At 70.7% G+C, this 15,432-nt stretch carries 16 protein-coding genes; 3 read left to right on the forward strand and 13 right to left on the reverse strand.

Features of this window, described 5'->3' with window-relative positions:
- Nucleotides 1-10: 10 nt before the first annotated feature.
- Nucleotides 11-1,417 (forward strand): M1 family metallopeptidase, encoded by a 1,407-nt coding sequence (locus tag AB5J51_RS07085; RefSeq protein WP_053788040.1) that lies wholly within the window; start codon nucleotides 11-13, stop codon nucleotides 1,415-1,417.
- Between the two features lie 60 nt (nucleotides 1,418-1,477).
- On the opposite strand, the gene AB5J51_RS07090 is transcribed toward AB5J51_RS07085, so the two are convergent.
- The 9 genes from AB5J51_RS07090 to AB5J51_RS07130 all read right to left on the reverse strand — a co-directional run bounded on the left by AB5J51_RS07090 (nucleotide 1,478) and on the right by AB5J51_RS07130 (nucleotide 8,755).
- Nucleotides 1,478-1,945 carry a VOC family protein gene (locus tag AB5J51_RS07090; protein WP_053788041.1) on the reverse strand — a complete coding sequence of 156 codons (468 nt, stop codon included), beginning with the start codon at nucleotides 1,943-1,945 and terminating at the stop codon, nucleotides 1,478-1,480.
- Nucleotides 1,946-1,967: 22 nt separating this feature from the next.
- Nucleotides 1,968-3,032 carry a histidinol-phosphate transaminase gene (locus AB5J51_RS07095; protein ID WP_369777177.1) on the reverse strand — a complete coding sequence of 355 codons (1,065 nt, stop codon included), beginning with the start codon at nucleotides 3,030-3,032 and terminating at the stop codon, nucleotides 1,968-1,970.
- The gene (locus tag AB5J51_RS07100; protein ID WP_369777178.1) at nucleotides 3,029-3,409 is read right to left on the reverse strand and encodes a cupin domain-containing protein; all 381 of its coding nucleotides are present in this window, start codon (nucleotides 3,407-3,409) and stop codon (nucleotides 3,029-3,031) included. The genes AB5J51_RS07095 and AB5J51_RS07100 overlap by 4 nt, the downstream gene beginning before the upstream one ends.
- A complete protein-coding gene (locus tag AB5J51_RS07105; protein ID WP_030301845.1) occupies nucleotides 3,406-4,443 on the reverse strand; it encodes a class I SAM-dependent methyltransferase in 1,038 nt (345 codons plus the stop codon). Before AB5J51_RS07105 ends, AB5J51_RS07100 begins: the two co-directional genes overlap by 4 nt.
- A gap of 67 nt (nucleotides 4,444-4,510) precedes the next feature.
- Nucleotides 4,511-5,638: an FAD-binding oxidoreductase gene (locus AB5J51_RS07110; RefSeq protein ID WP_053788044.1), complete on the reverse strand. Its 1,128-nt coding sequence runs from the start codon at nucleotides 5,636-5,638 to the stop codon at nucleotides 4,511-4,513.
- The gene (locus AB5J51_RS07115) at nucleotides 5,631-6,710 is read right to left on the reverse strand and encodes a hypothetical protein (RefSeq protein WP_206310768.1); all 1,080 of its coding nucleotides are present in this window, start codon (nucleotides 6,708-6,710) and stop codon (nucleotides 5,631-5,633) included. The genes AB5J51_RS07110 and AB5J51_RS07115 overlap by 8 nt, the downstream gene beginning before the upstream one ends.
- Nucleotides 6,711-6,895: 185 nt before the next feature.
- Entirely contained in the window at nucleotides 6,896-7,999 is a 1,104-nt protein-coding gene (locus tag AB5J51_RS07120; protein ID WP_369777179.1) for an NAD(P)/FAD-dependent oxidoreductase, read from the reverse strand.
- A gap of 244 nt (nucleotides 8,000-8,243) precedes the next feature.
- Nucleotides 8,244-8,588 (reverse strand): glyoxalase/bleomycin resistance/extradiol dioxygenase family protein, encoded by a 345-nt coding sequence (locus AB5J51_RS07125; protein WP_053788046.1) that lies wholly within the window; start codon nucleotides 8,586-8,588, stop codon nucleotides 8,244-8,246.
- A complete protein-coding gene (locus AB5J51_RS07130) occupies nucleotides 8,585-8,755 on the reverse strand; it encodes a CopG family transcriptional regulator (protein WP_030301855.1) in 171 nt (56 codons plus the stop codon). The genes AB5J51_RS07125 and AB5J51_RS07130 overlap by 4 nt, the downstream gene beginning before the upstream one ends.
- Before the next feature lie 79 nt (nucleotides 8,756-8,834).
- Between AB5J51_RS07130 and AB5J51_RS07135 the strand changes: the two genes are divergently transcribed.
- Nucleotides 8,835-10,406 (forward strand): MFS transporter, encoded by a 1,572-nt coding sequence (locus AB5J51_RS07135; RefSeq protein WP_053788047.1) that lies wholly within the window; start codon nucleotides 8,835-8,837, stop codon nucleotides 10,404-10,406.
- Nucleotides 10,407-10,468: 62 nt separating this feature from the next.
- Here the strand turns inward: AB5J51_RS07135 and AB5J51_RS07140 are convergent, their stop codons facing one another.
- The 3 genes from AB5J51_RS07140 to AB5J51_RS07150 all read right to left on the reverse strand — a co-directional run bounded on the left by AB5J51_RS07140 (nucleotide 10,469) and on the right by AB5J51_RS07150 (nucleotide 13,163).
- A complete protein-coding gene (locus AB5J51_RS07140) occupies nucleotides 10,469-10,684 on the reverse strand; it encodes a hypothetical protein (protein ID WP_369777180.1) in 216 nt (71 codons plus the stop codon).
- 211 nt (nucleotides 10,685-10,895) lie between these two features.
- Entirely contained in the window at nucleotides 10,896-11,474 is a 579-nt protein-coding gene (locus AB5J51_RS07145; protein WP_369777181.1) for a hypothetical protein, read from the reverse strand.
- Between the two features lie 135 nt (nucleotides 11,475-11,609).
- A complete protein-coding gene (locus AB5J51_RS07150) occupies nucleotides 11,610-13,163 on the reverse strand; it encodes a DUF6056 family protein (protein WP_369777182.1) in 1,554 nt (517 codons plus the stop codon).
- Nucleotides 13,164-13,386: 223 nt separating this feature from the next.
- On the opposite strand from AB5J51_RS07150, the gene AB5J51_RS07155 reads away from it, so the two are divergent.
- Nucleotides 13,387-14,868 (forward strand): hypothetical protein, encoded by a 1,482-nt coding sequence (locus AB5J51_RS07155; protein WP_369777183.1) that lies wholly within the window; start codon nucleotides 13,387-13,389, stop codon nucleotides 14,866-14,868.
- 24 nt (nucleotides 14,869-14,892) lie between these two features.
- Here AB5J51_RS07155 and AB5J51_RS07160 read toward each other — a convergent pair whose 3' ends face one another.
- Complete coding sequence (locus AB5J51_RS07160) at nucleotides 14,893-15,411, reverse strand: hypothetical protein (RefSeq protein WP_369777184.1); 519 nt, start codon at nucleotides 15,409-15,411, stop codon at nucleotides 14,893-14,895.
- Nucleotides 15,412-15,432 lie beyond the last annotated feature (21 nt).

Raw genomic sequence — 15,432 nt, forward strand, 5'->3', positions numbered from 1 at the left:
GGAAGCGGCAATGAGCGGCCAGAGAACAGCGGCATCGGACCCGTACTTCCCGGACAACGGCGACTCCCGTTACCGCGTGCACCGGTACGAACTCGCTCTGGAGTACCGTCCCGGCCCCAACCGGCTGGCCGGGACGGCCCGGATCAGTGCGATCGCCGGGCGGGCGCCCCTGACCGAGTTCCACCTGAACCTGTCCGAGTTCAAGATAGGCCGGATCCTGGTGAACGGCCGGGCCCCGCACTACACCCACCGGGGCGGAAAGCTCCGCATCCGGCCGGCCAAGCCGCTGCCCGCCGGCGCCGCCTTCACGGTGGAGGTGCACTGGGCGGGCAATCCGAAGCCGGTCCGCAGCCCGTGGGGCGGTCTCGGCTGGGAGGAGCTGAGTGACGGCGCGCTGGTGGCCAGCCAGCCGGTCGGCGCGCCCTCCTGGTACCCGTGCAACGACCGGCCCGCTGACAAGGCCTCGTACCAGATCTCGGTCAACACCCCGTCCGCCTATACGGTGGTGGCCGGCGGCCGCCTGCTCACCCGGACGACGAAGGCCAGCACGACCACCTGGGTGTACGAGCAGTCCGCGCCGACCTCCAGCTATCTGGTCGGGCTGTCCATCGGCATGTACCAGACGGTGCTGCTCGGCGACCCGGGTCTCGGCGGTGTCCCGCAGAGCGCCCACGTACCGGCACACCTGCTGCCGCAGTTCTCCCGCGACTTCGCCCGCCAGCCCGCCATGATGCAGTTGTTCGAGGAGCTGTTCGGGCCCTACCCGTTCGGCGAGTACGCGGTGGTCGTGGCCGACGAGGAACTCGACGTCCCGGTGGAGGCACAGGGGCTGTCCCTGTTCGGCGCCAACCACGTGGACGGCAGGCGCGGTTCGGAGCGCCTCGTCGCCCACGAGCTCGCGCACCAGTGGTTCGGCAACAGCGTGAGCATCGCCGACTGGCGGCACATCTGGCTGAACGAGGGCTTCGCGAAGTACGCCGAGTGGCTCTGGTCGGAGCGCTCCGGCGGCCGCACCGCACACGCGCTGGCCGCCGCCGCACACCGGCTGCTGGCCTCTCAGCCGCTGGATCTGCGTCTCGTCGACCCGGGCCGCAAGCTGATGTTCGACGACCGCCTGTACCAGCGCGGGGGTCTCGTCCTGCACGCGGTCCGCTGCGCCCTGGGGGACGGGGCGTTCTTCCGCATGCTCCGCGACTGGGCCACCGTGCACCGCCACGGCGTCGTGACCACCGCGGGCTTCACCCAGCACGTGGCCCGCTATGCGGGCGAGCCGCTGGACGACCTGTTCTCGGGCTGGCTGTACGAACCGGCCCTCCCGTCGCTGCCGTCGCCGCCCGCACGGCTGGCGACACCGGCGAAGCCGGCGTACCCGCCCACGAACGGCGGGGCCGCGCACCGCGGCCGGACCTCCGCCTGACGCGGGTCCGGCCCTGCGCCGCGGGTGCGGCGCAGGGCCGGTTCGCCCCGTCGCTGCCGGTCAGCCGGCTGCCTTGCGCATGTGCGCCTCGGCGCGCTGGTCGAACTCCTCCGGGGGCACGTCCTCGATGTGGGTGGCTATCGTCCACCGGTGGCCGAACGGGTCGATGACCTGCCCCGCCCGGTCGCCGAAGAAGTGGTCCTGGACTTCTCGCTGCTGCTTCGCGCCGGCCCGCAGGGCACGGGCGAAGGTGGCGTCGACGTCCTCGACGAACAGGTACAGCGTGACCGGGGTACCGCCGACGGAGTGGGGGCCGAGCAGGCCGGCTTCCCGCAGCTCGTCGGACAGCATCACGATCGTGCCGCCGATCCGGATCTGTGCGTGCATGATCTTGCCGTTGGGAGCGGTGGAGCGGGCCAGTTCCTTCGCACCGAAGGCCTCGGTGTAGAAGTCGATCGCCTCGCTCGCCCCGTCGACGGACAGGTAGGCCGTCAGCTCCGCGTACCCGTCCGGGATTGCTTTGACCATTCTTGACCTCCGTGATCTTCGATTACTTGCGGGTGGTGAGCTCGTCGAGTGCGTCGAGGAAGCTGCGCAGCTCCTCCTCCGTACCGAGCGATACGCGCAGGTGGCCGGGGAAACCGAACAGGCCCGTGTCCCGCACGAGAATCCCGTACTCCTTGGCCAGGGCGTCCTGAGCCTCCCGGGAGGCGTCGACCCGGACGGCAACGAAGTTCGTCACCGACGGCAGGTACCGGTACCCGCGCCGCTCCAGCTCCGCGGTGAACCACTCGCGCCGCTGCGCGGTGCCCGTGCGGATCTCGCCGAGGAACTCCTGGTCGGCGAGTGCGGCCAGGGCGCCGGCCTGTGCGACGCGGTTGACGCTGAACGGAAGGACGTTCAGCGTCCGGCGGACCTCGGCGATGAGATCGGCCCGGCCGACGGCATACCCGATCCGCAGGGCCGCCAGCCCGTACGCCTTGGAGAAGGTGCGCAGCGCCACCACCGGGGCGCCGCGGTCGAGGAAGTCCCTCGTCTGCGGCAGGCCCGGGTCGCTGAACTCCTGGTACGCCTCGTCGAAGACCAGCGGTACCCCGGCGGCCTGCGCGGCGTCGATCAAAGTGGCGTACGCCTCCTCATGAAGCGCGGTTCCGGAGGGGTTGTGCGGATTGCACACGTACCCGATGCCGTGCTCGGGCAGCGCGTCCGCGAACTCCTTGACGTCGAGGGCGCCGTCCCGCAGGGGGAGGGCCACGGCCCCTCGGCCGATGCGTTCCAGGGATTCCGGGTAGCCGGGGAACGTACCGGCGGCGACCAGACCGGGCCGCGAGAGGTCGCCGAGCGTCAGCGCGGTCGCCAGCACCAGCTCGTCGCTGCCGTTGGCCACGGCGATCTGGTCCTCGGACACGCCCCAGTGCCCGGCGAGGGCCTTGACGAGGCCCTCCCGCTGCGGCGCGGGGTAGCGGTTGACCCGTCCCAGTGCTCCGGCGGCCGCGGCGACGGCCGCCGGGCTCGCCCCGTAGGGGCTCTCGCTCAGGTGCAACCGCACCATCGTGTCCGCATCCGGCACGCTGGTGTTGTAGACCTTCGGCTCCGGCCGGGCGGGCGCACTCACAGCCGGGATCCCAACAGGATCCCGAAGCAGTAACTGCCCACCACTGCTTCCTTGGTGACGAAGCAGTGCTCGCTGCCCGCCGGGATGCGCATCACGGCCGGCGAGGTCAGTTCGTGAAGGACCCCGTCGAGATGGACCTCGATGCGCGCCTGGCCGGGGAGCGGCGAGACGAGGAAGTAGATCTCGTCGACCTCGTGGGTGTGCGGTGCGGCCACCGGCTTGTCCACGAGCGTGCTGAGCTCACCGCCCGCAATCTGCACCGGCATCCCGCCGAACATGTCCGCCGTGAGGTAGAAGGGCGCGGGCTGGTGGTGCCCCGCCACCGCGAGCGGGATGGGAAGGTCGGAGACGATCTCGGGGGCGGCTGTGCGGCTCACGCTGCCTCCAGCACGAAGAGATAGGTGTGCGGCGCACCGAAGGGCACCGCGCGTCGCAGATGCATGCCTCCCTTGTCGAAGAGTTCCTCGTACTGCTCGCGCGTGTAGATGGGGACGCCCATCAGGGCGTGGGCCAGTTCGAACCCGCTGGAGAACACCGGCAGCGTGCTCTCGCCGCCCCGCGGCCGCACCGTGGTGTCGCCCAGCAGGAACGTGTTGGCCTTGGGGAAGGCCGCACGCAGCCGGGGGATCACCTCGTCGCGGCGGGTCGGGTCGACCAGCAGGTCGTGCAGGAACATGAAGCTCATCACGACGTCGGCCTCGTCGGCGCCCTCGACCCGCTGCCCGTTGAACAGGATGTCGAGTACGTCCGCGCACACCGGCTCGACGGTGCCCTTGAGGCCGTACCGGTCGACGGTGTCGGCCCCGAGTTCGGTGGCGGACTTGCTGATGTCGATACCGAGTCCGCGGCTTCCCGGGCGGGCCTTGACCAGCCGGGAGACCCGCTCGCTGACGCCGGCGCCGAGGTCGACGAGGGTCGTGAAGTCGAGCCTGGAGATCTCGTCGTCCAGGATGTGCCGCATGAGGGCGGTGTCCGCCTGCGCCGAGCCGAGGGCCACCATCCCCTCGTCGCGGTGGAGGTCGACGCCGAAGCGGCGCTCCCCGCGGGCGACGGAGGCGGCGTTCGCGAACACGTCGTGGTAGCCGCCGACGCCCCAGGTGAAGAAGCCCAGCTTCTGGCGGGCCTCCTCACCGGTCCGGGTCGCCCGGACGCGGTCGCCGTGCGCCTCGACGTACCCGAAGGACTCCGCGGCGCGGATCAGGGAGCGGAAGACGGCCTCGTCCAGGCCGTTCTCCCGGCAGAACGGGGCCACGTCGGCGGAGCCGTCGTCCTGCAGTGTGCGGAACAGGCCGAGGCGCTCCAGTGCGTGCAGCACGTGCGCGCAGATGAAGCCGTTGAAAGCGGTGTCGGGGTTCAGTGGCGTCGGCGCCTCGCCGAGCCATTGTGCGGTCGATGTGTCTACCGGCGGCATCGTCTACACCTCTCGGAAATGCGGCGGGCGGGCCGTGGGGGCGCCGCCCGCCGCGAGACTGACCTGGTCAGAAGGCCTCGAGCCGGGCCAGGTTGAGGCCCAGCGAGTACGGGGTGAGATCGACGTTCGGGTTGTGGCCGAGGTAGAGGTCACGGATGATCTGGCCGGCGAGGGGTGCCTGTGCCAGTCCGTGGCCGGTGAAGCCGGCGGCGAAGAGGACCCGCTCGTGCTTGCCGGTGCCCTTGCCGATGATGGCCGACTTCGTCGGCGTGACGTCCAGACTTCCGGTCCACGCGCTGTAGAGCTTGACGCCCTCGAGCTCCGGGTACCACTTCGGCAGCTCGTCGACGGCCGCCTGGTACCAGATGTCCCGCAGCCCGTCCTGCTTGGAGATGCGCTCCAGGCCGACGAGGAAGGCCTTGCCCATGCCCATCGTCTTCAGCCCCGACACGGGGTGGAAGGTGAACGGCAGGTTGTGCACGTCACGGTCGGTGCGGATCGCGTCGGAGTGCAGCAGCTCGGCGAACTGCCCCCACACCGGCAGGTCCAGGCCGGCCAGCTTGGCGACGTCGCCGCTCAGCGGTCCGGCCGCGATGACGATCGACTGGGCGGTGAAGTCGCCCGCCGTCGTGCTGACCACGCCGCTGTCGCTGTCCAGCCCGGTCACGGCGACGTTGGAGAAGAGTCGTGCTCCGTGCCGCCTCGCGCCCTCGACGTAGCCCTGGACGATCGCCTCCGGCTTGATGCGGTAGGTGGCCGGGTTCCAGACCGCGGCCTCGATCGTGTCGGGGTCCAGCCAGGGGTTGAGCTCGACCGCCTGCGCGGCGGTGACCATTTCGACGGCCGCTCCGGCCTCGCGGTGGTCCGCCAGGTCCGCTTCCAGCTCGGCCACCTGCTGCGGGCTGGTCAGGATCGTCAGCAGGCCCAGGTTCTCCAGCCCGAGGTCGACGCCCATGGTCTCGGAGAACTGCTTGTACTCGGCGAGGCTGCGCGTCGCCATCTCGGAGTCGTGCGGCTTGCGGGGGAAATAGGTACGGAATGCGCGCGCGGTCTGCGAAGTGGTCGCGGCACCGAACTGGTTCTTCTCCACGAGGACGACGTCGATGCCCGCCTTCGCCGCGTGGTAGGCGATGGAAGTGCCGATCACCCCTCCGCCGATGACCAGCATTTCCGCCGTGTTCTTCTGCTCAGACATTCGTGCTCCTCGCAACGTTCGGACGGTAGGTCCATTCGTCTCCCGTGAGATCCCACGGGAACAGCTGCAGATTCCACGCACCGAGGGCGTTGACGTACGTCGCCATCTGCGCCATCAGAGCGACGAATTCTTCCCGGGTGGTGATGACGTCGAGTGCGGCCACCACCTCCTTGGTGATGTCCCAGAGGGTGTTCATTCCGCAGTAGCCCAGGAACTCGGTGGGCTTCACCAGCAGGATCTTGGCCAGCTCGACCAGCGACGGGAACGGCATGTCGATCTTCCGGCCGGCCCGCACCAGGGTGGTGTAGTTCACGTAACCGAGCGGCCGCGTCTCGCCGTTCACGGCGACCAGGGTCGTGAGGACCGAGTTCTTCGTCCCGGCGCCGGAGGTGCCCCGCGACTTGCCCTCGTGGATGTCCACCAGCTCGTCGGTCGGGTCGACCAGCACCCGCTCGGTCTCCGCGGCGATCTTCTCGATCAGCTCGCGGACCAGCTCGGACTCGGCGGCGAGCCGCTGCACGCCCTGGCCGGCCGGCCCGTCCACCCGGCGCACGTGGGCGATCACGGGCACGCCGTTGCCGTGGACGGATTCCCAGACCAGCTGACCGATCTTCGGCAGCATGTCGACGTCCTCCGGCACGACGTGGCCGATCGGCGAGGTCGGCATCGGCTCGGTGAGCTCGCCGTACTTGATGGTCAGGTGCTGCACGGGGGAAAGGAACACCGTGCCATTGGGCTGGATCTTGCGATTCACCTTGTAATCCGGAACCGCGTGCAGCAAGTCGTGCGCCGGCGGCACGTGGTACATGCAATCGCCGGCCACGAGCGCATGCCCCTGGAGGGTGGTGTACGGCAGAGCCGCCCACAACGGCTCCACAAGTTCGGCGTTGCGCCCCTCGAGGAGGGTGACGCGAACCTTGGCGCCGATCGGCTCCCAGGAAATCTCGATTTGCCGCATTGTGCTCCTACCTCTAATCGCGGTTGGAATACGAGCGACGGCCACGCTGCCGTCGCAAATCGAATATACGAATGGCGACATTCGATCGGCCGACAGGGGGCGCTTTTCTGTCACATTGCCGATTCCCTGTCACTTCGCACGACCCCGCCGATTCCCGGGAATTCGGAATTCCGATTCCAGAAATGCAGAATTCCCGGATTCTCGTGAAAAACACATGGCCGCCGCACTGTGGACAGTGCGGCGGCCATGTGGGCGCAGACCCCGGGCCGGCAGCGGCACGGGGGTGAAGTCCTGGCGGATCAGGCCCCGTTGCGGGCGAGCGAGAACGGCGTGATGTCGACGCCGGGGTGCCGGCCGAGGTGGAGGTCCCGAATGATCTTGCCGGTGGCGGGTGCCTGGCCGAGTTCGTGACCGGTGAAGCCGGCGGCGAACAGGATGCGTTCGTGCGGGCCGCCCGCCCTGCCGATCAGGGCGCTCCTGGAGGGCGTGACGTCGAGGGTTCCGGTCCATGCGCTGTGCAGCGTGACGTCCCGCAGGCGCGGGTACCGCTGCGCCACCCCGTCCATGGCCGCCTCGTGCCAGATGTCGCGCATGCCCGGCTTCCGGGAGAAGCGTTCGAGGCCCACCAGGAAGGACGGCCCCATCCCCATCGTCTTCAGTCCGGCCGCGGGGTGGAAGGTGAACGGCGACGCGACGTCGCCGTCGCCTATCGGGTCGGTGTGGAACAGTTCGGCGAACTGGCCCCACACGGGGAGCTCGAAGCCGGCCAGCGCGGCGATGTCACCGCTGCCGGACTCGTCCGCGAGAACGATCGCCTCCGCGGTGAAATCACCGGCCGTGGTGGCGACCCGGCCGCCGGACGCGTCCAGCCCCGTCACGGTGGCGCCGGTGACCAGGCGCGCGCCGTGCTTCTGCGCGCCTTCGGTGTAGCCCCGGAGCACCTCGTCCGCCCTGAGGCGGATCATCTGCGGGCACCAGAGCGCCGCTTCGACACCGGCCGGGTCCAGCCAGGGATTGCGCTCGACGGCCTGCGCCGCGGTCAGCAGCTCCAGCTGCACACCGGCATCCCGCTGGGCGGGCACCTCCGCCAGCAGCTCGGCCGCCTCGTCCGCGCTGGCCGCCACCACGAGCATCCCGGTCTGCGTCACCTCGAGTTCGGCGCCGGTGGTGGCACCGAACGAACGGAAATCGGCCAGGCTGCGCGCGACCAGTTCGGAGTCGTACACGCGCCCGGGAAAATAGGTGCGGAAAGCGCCTGCGGTCTGTGTCGCGGTGGCACCGGGCTGATCCCGTCCCAGCACGACGACGTCGACGCCCGCTTCCGCGCAGTGGTATGCAACGGACATCGCGATCACTCCGGTACCGATGACCAGCAATTCCGCCGTGTTCTTCTGCTCAGACATCCGCAATCTCCGTAACGTGGCCTGCCCGCGTCGGCCCGGAATTCGAACAGCCGAGTATGCCGAGTGGTGGTGTGGCCGACGGAGTGCAGCATGGAAGCCGACGCGGAGCCGTACGGGGAAAATGGCGCGGGTCTGTCAGGTCAACGGGCCGCCCCTCCCCCGAGTTGACGAACAGTCCGCCTCTTCGTCGGCTGCTGCGCCGAAGAGGCGGACCATGTCGCACATGAGGACAGCTGCCCCGCACCTACTTCTTGAGCGGCGCCTGGAGGCTCCAGACGCGCCCGTCGGGGTCGCGCACCTTCATCTCCTGCGTTCCGTAGTGGGTCTCCTCGAACGGCGTGACCACCTCGACGGACGGGTCGACCGCGAACTCGCCGGCGTCCCCCACCCGCAGGACGACCTGGAAGTCGGGCTTCTGGTCCTCGGGGATCTCGGCGAGCAGCAGGTAGGGGCCGTCCCCGTTGCGGAGCATCCCCGAGCCCTCCTCGGTCGCGAACTCGACGTTGTAGCCCAGCGACTGGAAGAACTTGGCCGCCTTGCCCCAGTTATGGGTCTCGAGGTACACGCCTTCGACGCCTTCGGTGCTCATGCCTGCTTTCCTTTCCGCGGTTCCTGCTCGTGGACGGCGAGATACGTGCGCAACGCCTCGGCGACCAGGGCCGAGAGCGACGACTCGTTCTCGATTGCATGGTGCTTGATCTGCCGGATGAGTTCCACCGGCAAGTAGACGTTGAACTGCTTTACTTCTGCACGCATACTAGGATGCTAGCATCCGTCCGCTCGTCCAACTAGGGCCGATCGAACAAGAGTTACGAACCGAGGAGGAATCCCAACAATGAAACGCCAATGGTGGACGCTGCTGGTGGTGTGCGCCGCCACGTTCATGCTGCTGCTGGACGTCACGATCGTCGCGGTCGCGCTCCCCGACATCCAGCACTCGCTGGACGCGAGCTTCAGCGGCCTGCAATGGACGACGGATGCCTACGCGTTAAGCCTGGCGGCGCTCCTGCTCACCTCGGGCTCCCTGGCCGACCTGTACGGCAGGCGGCGCCTGTTCGTCATCGGACTGGCGGTCTTCACCGCAGGATCGCTGCTGTGCGGCATCGCGCAGGACCAGCTGATGCTGATCCTGTCCCGCGCGGTGCAGGGAATCGGCGGCGCGATCCTGTTCGCCACCTCCCTGGCGCTGCTCGCCGGCACGTTCCAGGGCAGGGAGCGGGGCTCGGCCTTCGGCATCTGGGGCGCCGTCGCCGGTGTCGCCACCGCGCTCGGCCCGGTGCTCGGCGGTGTGATCACCAGCGGGATCAGCTGGCGCGGCATCTTCCTGGTGAACCTGCCGATCGGCATCGCCGCGATCTTCATCACGCTGCGCCTCGTCGACGAGTCCCGTCCGCCGCGCGCCTCCAAGATCGACTGGCTGGGCATCGTGCCGCTCACGGCGGGCTTGTTCAGCCTGGTGTACGCCCTCATCAGGGCGAGCGACACGGCATGGGGCGAGCAGGGCGTGCTGATCTGCTTCGGTCTGGCAGCGGTGTTCCTCGTGGCGTTCGCGGTGATCGAATCGCGTGTTTCCGAGCCGATGTTCGACCTGAAGCTGCTGCGCACCCCGACCTTCCTGGGCGGCTCGATCGCCGCCTTCGCCATGAACGCCTCCCTGTTCGCGATGTTCATCTACCTCGTGCTGTACCTGCAGAACGACCTCGGCTACAGCGCGATGGGCACCGGCGCCCGGCTCCTGGTGAGCTCCGGCTGCACGCTCGTCGCCGCCATGGCGGCCGGCCGCCTCATGAGCAAGGTCCCGACCCGGTGGCTGATCGGCCCCGGCCTGGTCATCGTGGGCATCGGCCTCCTGCTCATGACGGGGGTCTCCGCCGACTCCGACTGGACCCACCTCATCCCGGGCTTCATCGTCACGGGCATCGGGGCCGGCATGGTCAACCCGCCGCTGGCCTCCACCGCGATCGGTGTCGTCCCGGTGTGGCGCGCCGGAATGGCGTCCGGCGTGAACCAGACCTTCCGGCAGGTGGGCATCGCCGTCGGCATCGCCGTGTACGGCTCGCTCTTCACCGCGTCGCTGCACGACGCCCTGAGGGAGCGGCTCGCGAACATCCCGGCACTGCAGGGGCAGAGCGATCAGATCGCCGACTCCATCCGCATGGGCTCTCCCGGGCAGGCGATCGCCTCGGCCCCGGCGGAGTTCCGGGGAGAGGTCCAGCACGCGGTCCAGGCCGGCTTCGCCACGTCGATGAACGACCTGCTGGTCGCGAGCGGCATCGTGGCGCTGGTCGGCGGCGTCCTGGCGTTCGCCCTCATCCGCAGCAAGGACTTCGTCGCCCCCCAGGGCGGCCCCGGCCAGCAGGCCCGGCCGCCCCAGGCCCAGAACACGGAGGCCCCGCAACCGCGCTGACCACCCCGGCGCCCGTCAGCCCCGGCCCCGCACGCCGGCACTGACGGGCCCCCGCGGCCGGGTCAGGTCCGGCGCGAACGGCCCGGGAAGTGGGCGCCGGCCGCGGGCAGGTACAGCGGGACCACGGCGGCGGCCGTGAGCAGGTCGGGGACGGCGGCCAGGACCGGCCAGGCGCCGGGCCACAGCCCGTCCATGCCGAGGTCGGTGGCCACGAAGAGCAGGGATCCGGCGCCGGCGATCGCGAGGACCGTACGGGCCCAGCCGCGGCCCGCCCGCATCCTCACCCCCACGGCAAGCCAGGCCGCCAGGGCCACGGTCAGGACCTCGCCCGACAGGGCGAGTTGGCGCGCGGCGCCGTCGGCTCCTTGCGACGGCAGCGTGGCCGTCGCAACTGCGCGCCTCCTGCGTGTCCGCCCTCTGAGAGGGAGAACGGGCCCGCCCGGTTCCACGGGTCCACCGGGCGGCGCTGCGCGTGATCGCCCGTGGCTTCTACTTCGACGACACCCCCTGGACCGGGCAGGGCCGGTACTCGAGGCTGAGTTCGCGGTCGACGGCGTAACTGGTCCGCATCGAGGCGTCGATGACCTGCTGCCAGGAGCCGTACTTGGCGTAGAGCTGGTCCGCGGTGGGGCCGAGCGGGTTGCCGTACTTGGCGGTGTTCCGGTCCTCCAGGATGCGGACCTCCTCCGGGGTCATGCCGGCCCGGGTGATCGCCTTGGCCTGGTTGCGCATGTCGACCAGCTCCCGGGCGATCTCCTCGTCGGTGGCCCCGGCCGCGCGCATGTCGGCCTCCGTACGGTGCATGTCCTCGAGGAGCCCGTGGTAGCTCATCCGGGTCCGCTGGGCCTCGACCTTCTCGTCCATCGGCAGGACGCGGATGCGGCACACGACGGGGTCGGTGCTGGGGCACGGGTCGTCGGCGGGGACGGGGCGGGCGAGCGGCGCGGTGATGATCGAACCGCACGCTTCGGCCGCGCCGGCCACCGACGAGGAGGCGGCGGCCATCAGGGCGACGGCGGCCACGAACGGGAGGAGGGCGCGGCGGGAGGAGGAGAGGGAAAGAGGCATGCCCGCATCCTTGGCGACCCTGCCGCGCCCTGACACGCGGACACCCCGGTGATCACTCCAACGGGTGCCCCGGGGCCGGTTGCCGCCCGGTACGGAACCGGCGTACTGCCCGTCCGGCCTGCGCAGGAGACCGGCTCAGAGGCGGTGGATCCGGTCGACCCCGTACCACTTCGAGACGCAGCCGGCGACCCAGTCCCGGGTGTGGTCGGACGTGAAGAAGGGCTCGGCCAGGCCCCCGATGTACAGGGGCCGGTATCCGACATCGGTGACGCCCTGCGCGGCGGCGGTCCGGATGCGGGAGTTCTGTGCGTCCCAGGCAGCGGCACGGGTGACCGTGGCCGTGGTGAGCTGCTGGACACTCGGGACGAGTACCGCCAGCGCTGCCAGCGCCAGGCCGCCCGCGCCCACGATGCCGGCCGGGACGACCACGGCCGAGGCGCGTCGGCGGGCCAGGGAGCGGCCGGCCCACTCCCCCAGCAGGGCTCCGTAGGCGCACAGGGCCAGTTCCATCGGTACGAGGTAGTTCGTCCAGGTGCGGGCGTAGGTCCACCCGCTCGGGCCGTAGCCGCTGCGCAGGCCCAGCACCACGGCGAACGACCCCAGGACGACCACCGGCACGGGGAGCAGCAACACGGCGATCTGCATCTTCCGCGGGGTGGCCCGGCGCCATTGCCACTGCCGCGGCCCGGGTGCAGGTGCCCGCAGGCCGACTGCCCAGCCGAGGAGGACGCCGACGGCGGCCGCTCCGAGGTAGGCCCACTGACCCGTGACGGTGTCCCACATGTGCAGCCAGTCCCGGAAGGTGGCCCTGAGTTCGCCCGCGGAGAGCACGGACTCCCCGTCCGGCTGCTGGGCGCGGCGCCACCGGGCGCCGGGCGAGGTGTAGAGCACGACCAGACCGCAGAGGAGTCCGGCGCACCACAGCGCGCACCAGGTGAACGGGTGCCAGGTCTGCGCCAGTTTGAGGCGGGGCAGGGCCAGCAGGGCGACCCCGGCCGCGAGCAGACCGCTGACGAGGGCGAACGGTTCGCTCAGGGTGCCGAGACCGAACGCGATGAGAAACGCGGCGGCACATCCCCCTGCGCGTACGGCGGTACGGGGTTGGCGGACGGTCCAGATGGCCAGCAGGAGCGCCCACACCCCGATGACGCTGGGAATGGTGTGGGAAATGGTGGCAGGAGCCCACAGCAGGACTTGATAACTGCGCGTTCCGGCGTAGTAGAGCAGTGCCTGGATGGCCAGGGAGCAGGCGAACAGGGCCAATATCGGCGGTCTTCCACCGATTGACCGCACGAACCGGCAGCCGAGCAGCACCAGACCGACCGTGAACGTCACGGCCATGACGGTCGGCAGGACCTTGACCCCGCCGAGGCCGTCGCCATAGATGACGCCGCTCAGGAAGGCATTGGCGATCCGGCCGTTCTGGGTCGTGTAGAAGTCGGACGTGATGCCGAGGACCCCCAGGTCACGGGATTTCCAGGCGGCGCACCAGTCGTCCGATGTGGGCCGTACGTAGAGCCCGAGGAAGCACCCGACGGCGACCAGGGCCCCGGCCGCCGCCACGAGGGTCCCGCCCGCGCCCAGCAGGAGCCTGCGGGCCGGCGGGCGACGGCGGCTTCCCCGGACGTCCGCTCCGGGGGAACGCGTTCGACGGCCCTCGCCCTCGGACAGCAGCGGAGCAGTGCTCATCCACCCATCCTTTGCGGCGGCCCGCGTCCCCGCGACGGCTGTTACGCCATGCGATGACGCGTGGTGTCGCGGGCTCTCCCGGTCACCCGGGCGGCGGGCGTGTCGTGGCGGGCTCCGGAGCGGTCGGCCACGATGGGAATTCCGGAGTTCCGCGCACACGCACGTGCACGGGTACGCACGGAGACGCGCCGAGGCTCACGGAAGCCCGACGGAGGGAGTGGCGATGCCTGCTGTCCGGCTCGTTCGCTGGGCGGTCGTCACGGCGTCCCTCGCGAGCGTCGCCCTTCCCGTCTGCGTCGCCGGAGCCCCTGCCGGCCGGCCCGCCGGCGAAGAACGGCCGGTGTTCCTGGTCAGGCCGCCGGGACACCACAGCCGTGGCGACGCCGAGGGCAACTACGCGCCCCTGTCGGTCCTCGCCGCCCCCACGGTCGGGCTCCTCTCCAACACGACCGCCACCGAGGGCGTCACACCGGCCGTCGCCCAGGGCGCACGGTACGTCGAGCGGAGCAACGTACTGCGGTTGCCGTCCGGCCGGTGGAAGTACCTGCCCGCCGGCCGGACGGCGTCGGCCGTGGTGGCCCTCGACGATCCGACGGCCCGGCAGCAGATCGCGCAGAGCCGCGCCTGGCTGGCGGCCGGCCGGATCCCGGGCGGCTCGCCCGCACAGCGTGCGGCGGCCGAACGGGCCCTGCTGACCATGCGTGCACTGCTCCGGCCGAACGGCGCCATGGCGGCGGGGTGGACGCCCGGCTGGATGTACTCCTGGCCGCGTGACTCCAGCTTCGCCTCCGCCGCGTTCGCGCACACCGGCCACGAGGCCGAGGCGTACCGGATCCTCCGCTACAGCGCCGCGACCCAGCGGAAGGACGGCACCTGGGAGGCGCGGACCAAACTCGACGGCTCCGGACCGCCGGACGGCAGGCCCTCGCAACTCGACGCCAACGGCTGGGTCCCCTGGGCGACTTGGCAGTGGTACCAGACCGCGCCCCGCACCACCCGGCACGCCCGGCTGGCCGGCCTCTACCCGATGGTCCGCAAGGCGGCCGACCGCGCGGCGGCCTCCCTGGGGGCGGACGGCCTGCCGCCGGCCTCCCCGGACTACTGGGAGCTGATGACGACCACGCCGAACATCGGTACGGCAGCGCCCCTGCTCGCCGGGCTCAACGCCTCCGCGGACCTCGCACGGGCACTGGACCGCCCGGACGATGCGGCACGCTGGACCGCTGCCGCCGGCCGGCTCTCGTCCGGGATATCCAGAAGGTTCGCACCCCTCGGTTACCAGCGCACCGTCGACGGACAGCACGGACACGACAGCGCGGTGGCGTTCATGGCGCCGCCTTTCAACGCCGCCCCCGCCGACCTGCCCCGGGCACTCGACGCCACGCACAGGGCGCTGCTCCTGCCCAACGGCGGACTCACGCCCGGGAACGATCCCACCGCGCCCTGGGGCGGGAACGCGTGGACGCCCAGTACCTCGTTCTTCGCCCTCGCATGGGCCGGGACGGGGCAGACGGCGAAGGCCGGGCAGGTCCTGGACTGGGTCCTCTCCAAACGGAACTCGCTCGGGGAGCTGCCCGAGAAGGTGAACCGGGCGGGGCGGCCCTCGTCGGTCGCACCGCTGGCCTGGACGGGCTCGATCACCGTCCTCGCCCTGGTGGCACTCGACGGCAAGCCCCTCCCCACACCACCCTTGCGGGCCCGGTGACCGTCACGCGCTCTGCGCGCCGCCTCAGACGGGCTGCGTCCCGTCACCCGGGGGCGGAGCGGTGCGGAGGCTTTCCAGCTCGGCGAGGAGGCGCCGGTACGCGAGCCGCTCCGCGTGCACCGCACGCCTGAGGGGGAGGTAGTGCGGATCACGCCGTACCCGCGCCTCGTGCGCGGCGGCGAGGCGGAGCCGCCTCGCTCCGGCCAGGTCGTTCATCGCCGCCACGTATCCGCGGTCGAGAAGCTTGTGGTCGAGGACCTCGGCGAAGGCCCGGTCCGCCAGCACGCCGATCCGGTCGAGTCCTTCCACGCATCTCGCCGGGTCCGTCTCGGCGCAGTCCTCGTCCAGGTCGTGGGACAGCGATCTCAAGGCCGTGCCGAGCTCCGGGTACTCCCAGGCGGGCGCCGTGTCGTTCCTGCATCCGGTCGCGAGGGCGGTGAGGGCCGTGAGCGCGGCCACGGCGCGGACCGTTCCCCCTCCCCCGCGCATGCGGGTGCCCGTGCGTATCCGTATGCGGCTGTGCGAGAGGAAGAGAGGAGCCATGTGAGCCCCGATCGCCCGAGG

The organism is Streptomyces sp. R33, assembly GCF_041200175.1.
Lineage (GTDB): Bacteria > Actinomycetota > Actinomycetes > Streptomycetales > Streptomycetaceae > Streptomyces > Streptomyces katrae_B.

Excerpts from the sequence above, each read along its gene's own strand:
- AB5J51_RS07135 (WP_053788047.1), top strand. The coding sequence starts at position 8,835 with ATGAAACGCCAATGGTGGACGCTGCTGGTGGTGTGCGCCGCCACGTTC.
- AB5J51_RS07145 (WP_369777181.1), bottom strand. The coding sequence starts at position 11,474 with ATGCCTCTTTCCCTCTCCTCCTCCCGCCGCGCCCTCCTCCCGTTCGTG.
- AB5J51_RS07125 (WP_053788046.1), bottom strand. The coding sequence starts at position 8,588 with ATGAGCACCGAAGGCGTCGAAGGCGTGTACCTCGAGACCCATAACTGG.
- AB5J51_RS07150 (WP_369777182.1), bottom strand. The coding sequence starts at position 13,163 with ATGAGCACTGCTCCGCTGCTGTCCGAGGGCGAGGGCCGTCGAACGCGT.
- AB5J51_RS07160 (WP_369777184.1), bottom strand. The coding sequence starts at position 15,411 with ATGGCTCCTCTCTTCCTCTCGCACAGCCGCATACGGATACGCACGGGC.
- AB5J51_RS07120 (WP_369777179.1), bottom strand. The coding sequence starts at position 7,999 with ATGTCTGAGCAGAAGAACACGGCGGAATTGCTGGTCATCGGTACCGGA.
- AB5J51_RS07085 (WP_053788040.1), top strand. The coding sequence starts at position 11 with ATGAGCGGCCAGAGAACAGCGGCATCGGACCCGTACTTCCCGGACAAC.
- AB5J51_RS07105 (WP_030301845.1), bottom strand. The coding sequence starts at position 4,443 with ATGCCGCCGGTAGACACATCGACCGCACAATGGCTCGGCGAGGCGCCG.
- AB5J51_RS07090 (WP_053788041.1), bottom strand. The coding sequence starts at position 1,945 with ATGGTCAAAGCAATCCCGGACGGGTACGCGGAGCTGACGGCCTACCTG.
- AB5J51_RS07155 (WP_369777183.1), top strand. The coding sequence starts at position 13,387 with ATGCCTGCTGTCCGGCTCGTTCGCTGGGCGGTCGTCACGGCGTCCCTC.
- AB5J51_RS07110 (WP_053788044.1), bottom strand. The coding sequence starts at position 5,638 with ATGTCTGAGCAGAAGAACACGGCGGAAATGCTGGTCATCGGCGGAGGG.
- AB5J51_RS07140 (WP_369777180.1), bottom strand. The coding sequence starts at position 10,684 with ATGCGGGCGGGCCGCGGCTGGGCCCGTACGGTCCTCGCGATCGCCGGC.
- AB5J51_RS07130 (WP_030301855.1), bottom strand. The coding sequence starts at position 8,755 with ATGCGTGCAGAAGTAAAGCAGTTCAACGTCTACTTGCCGGTGGAACTC.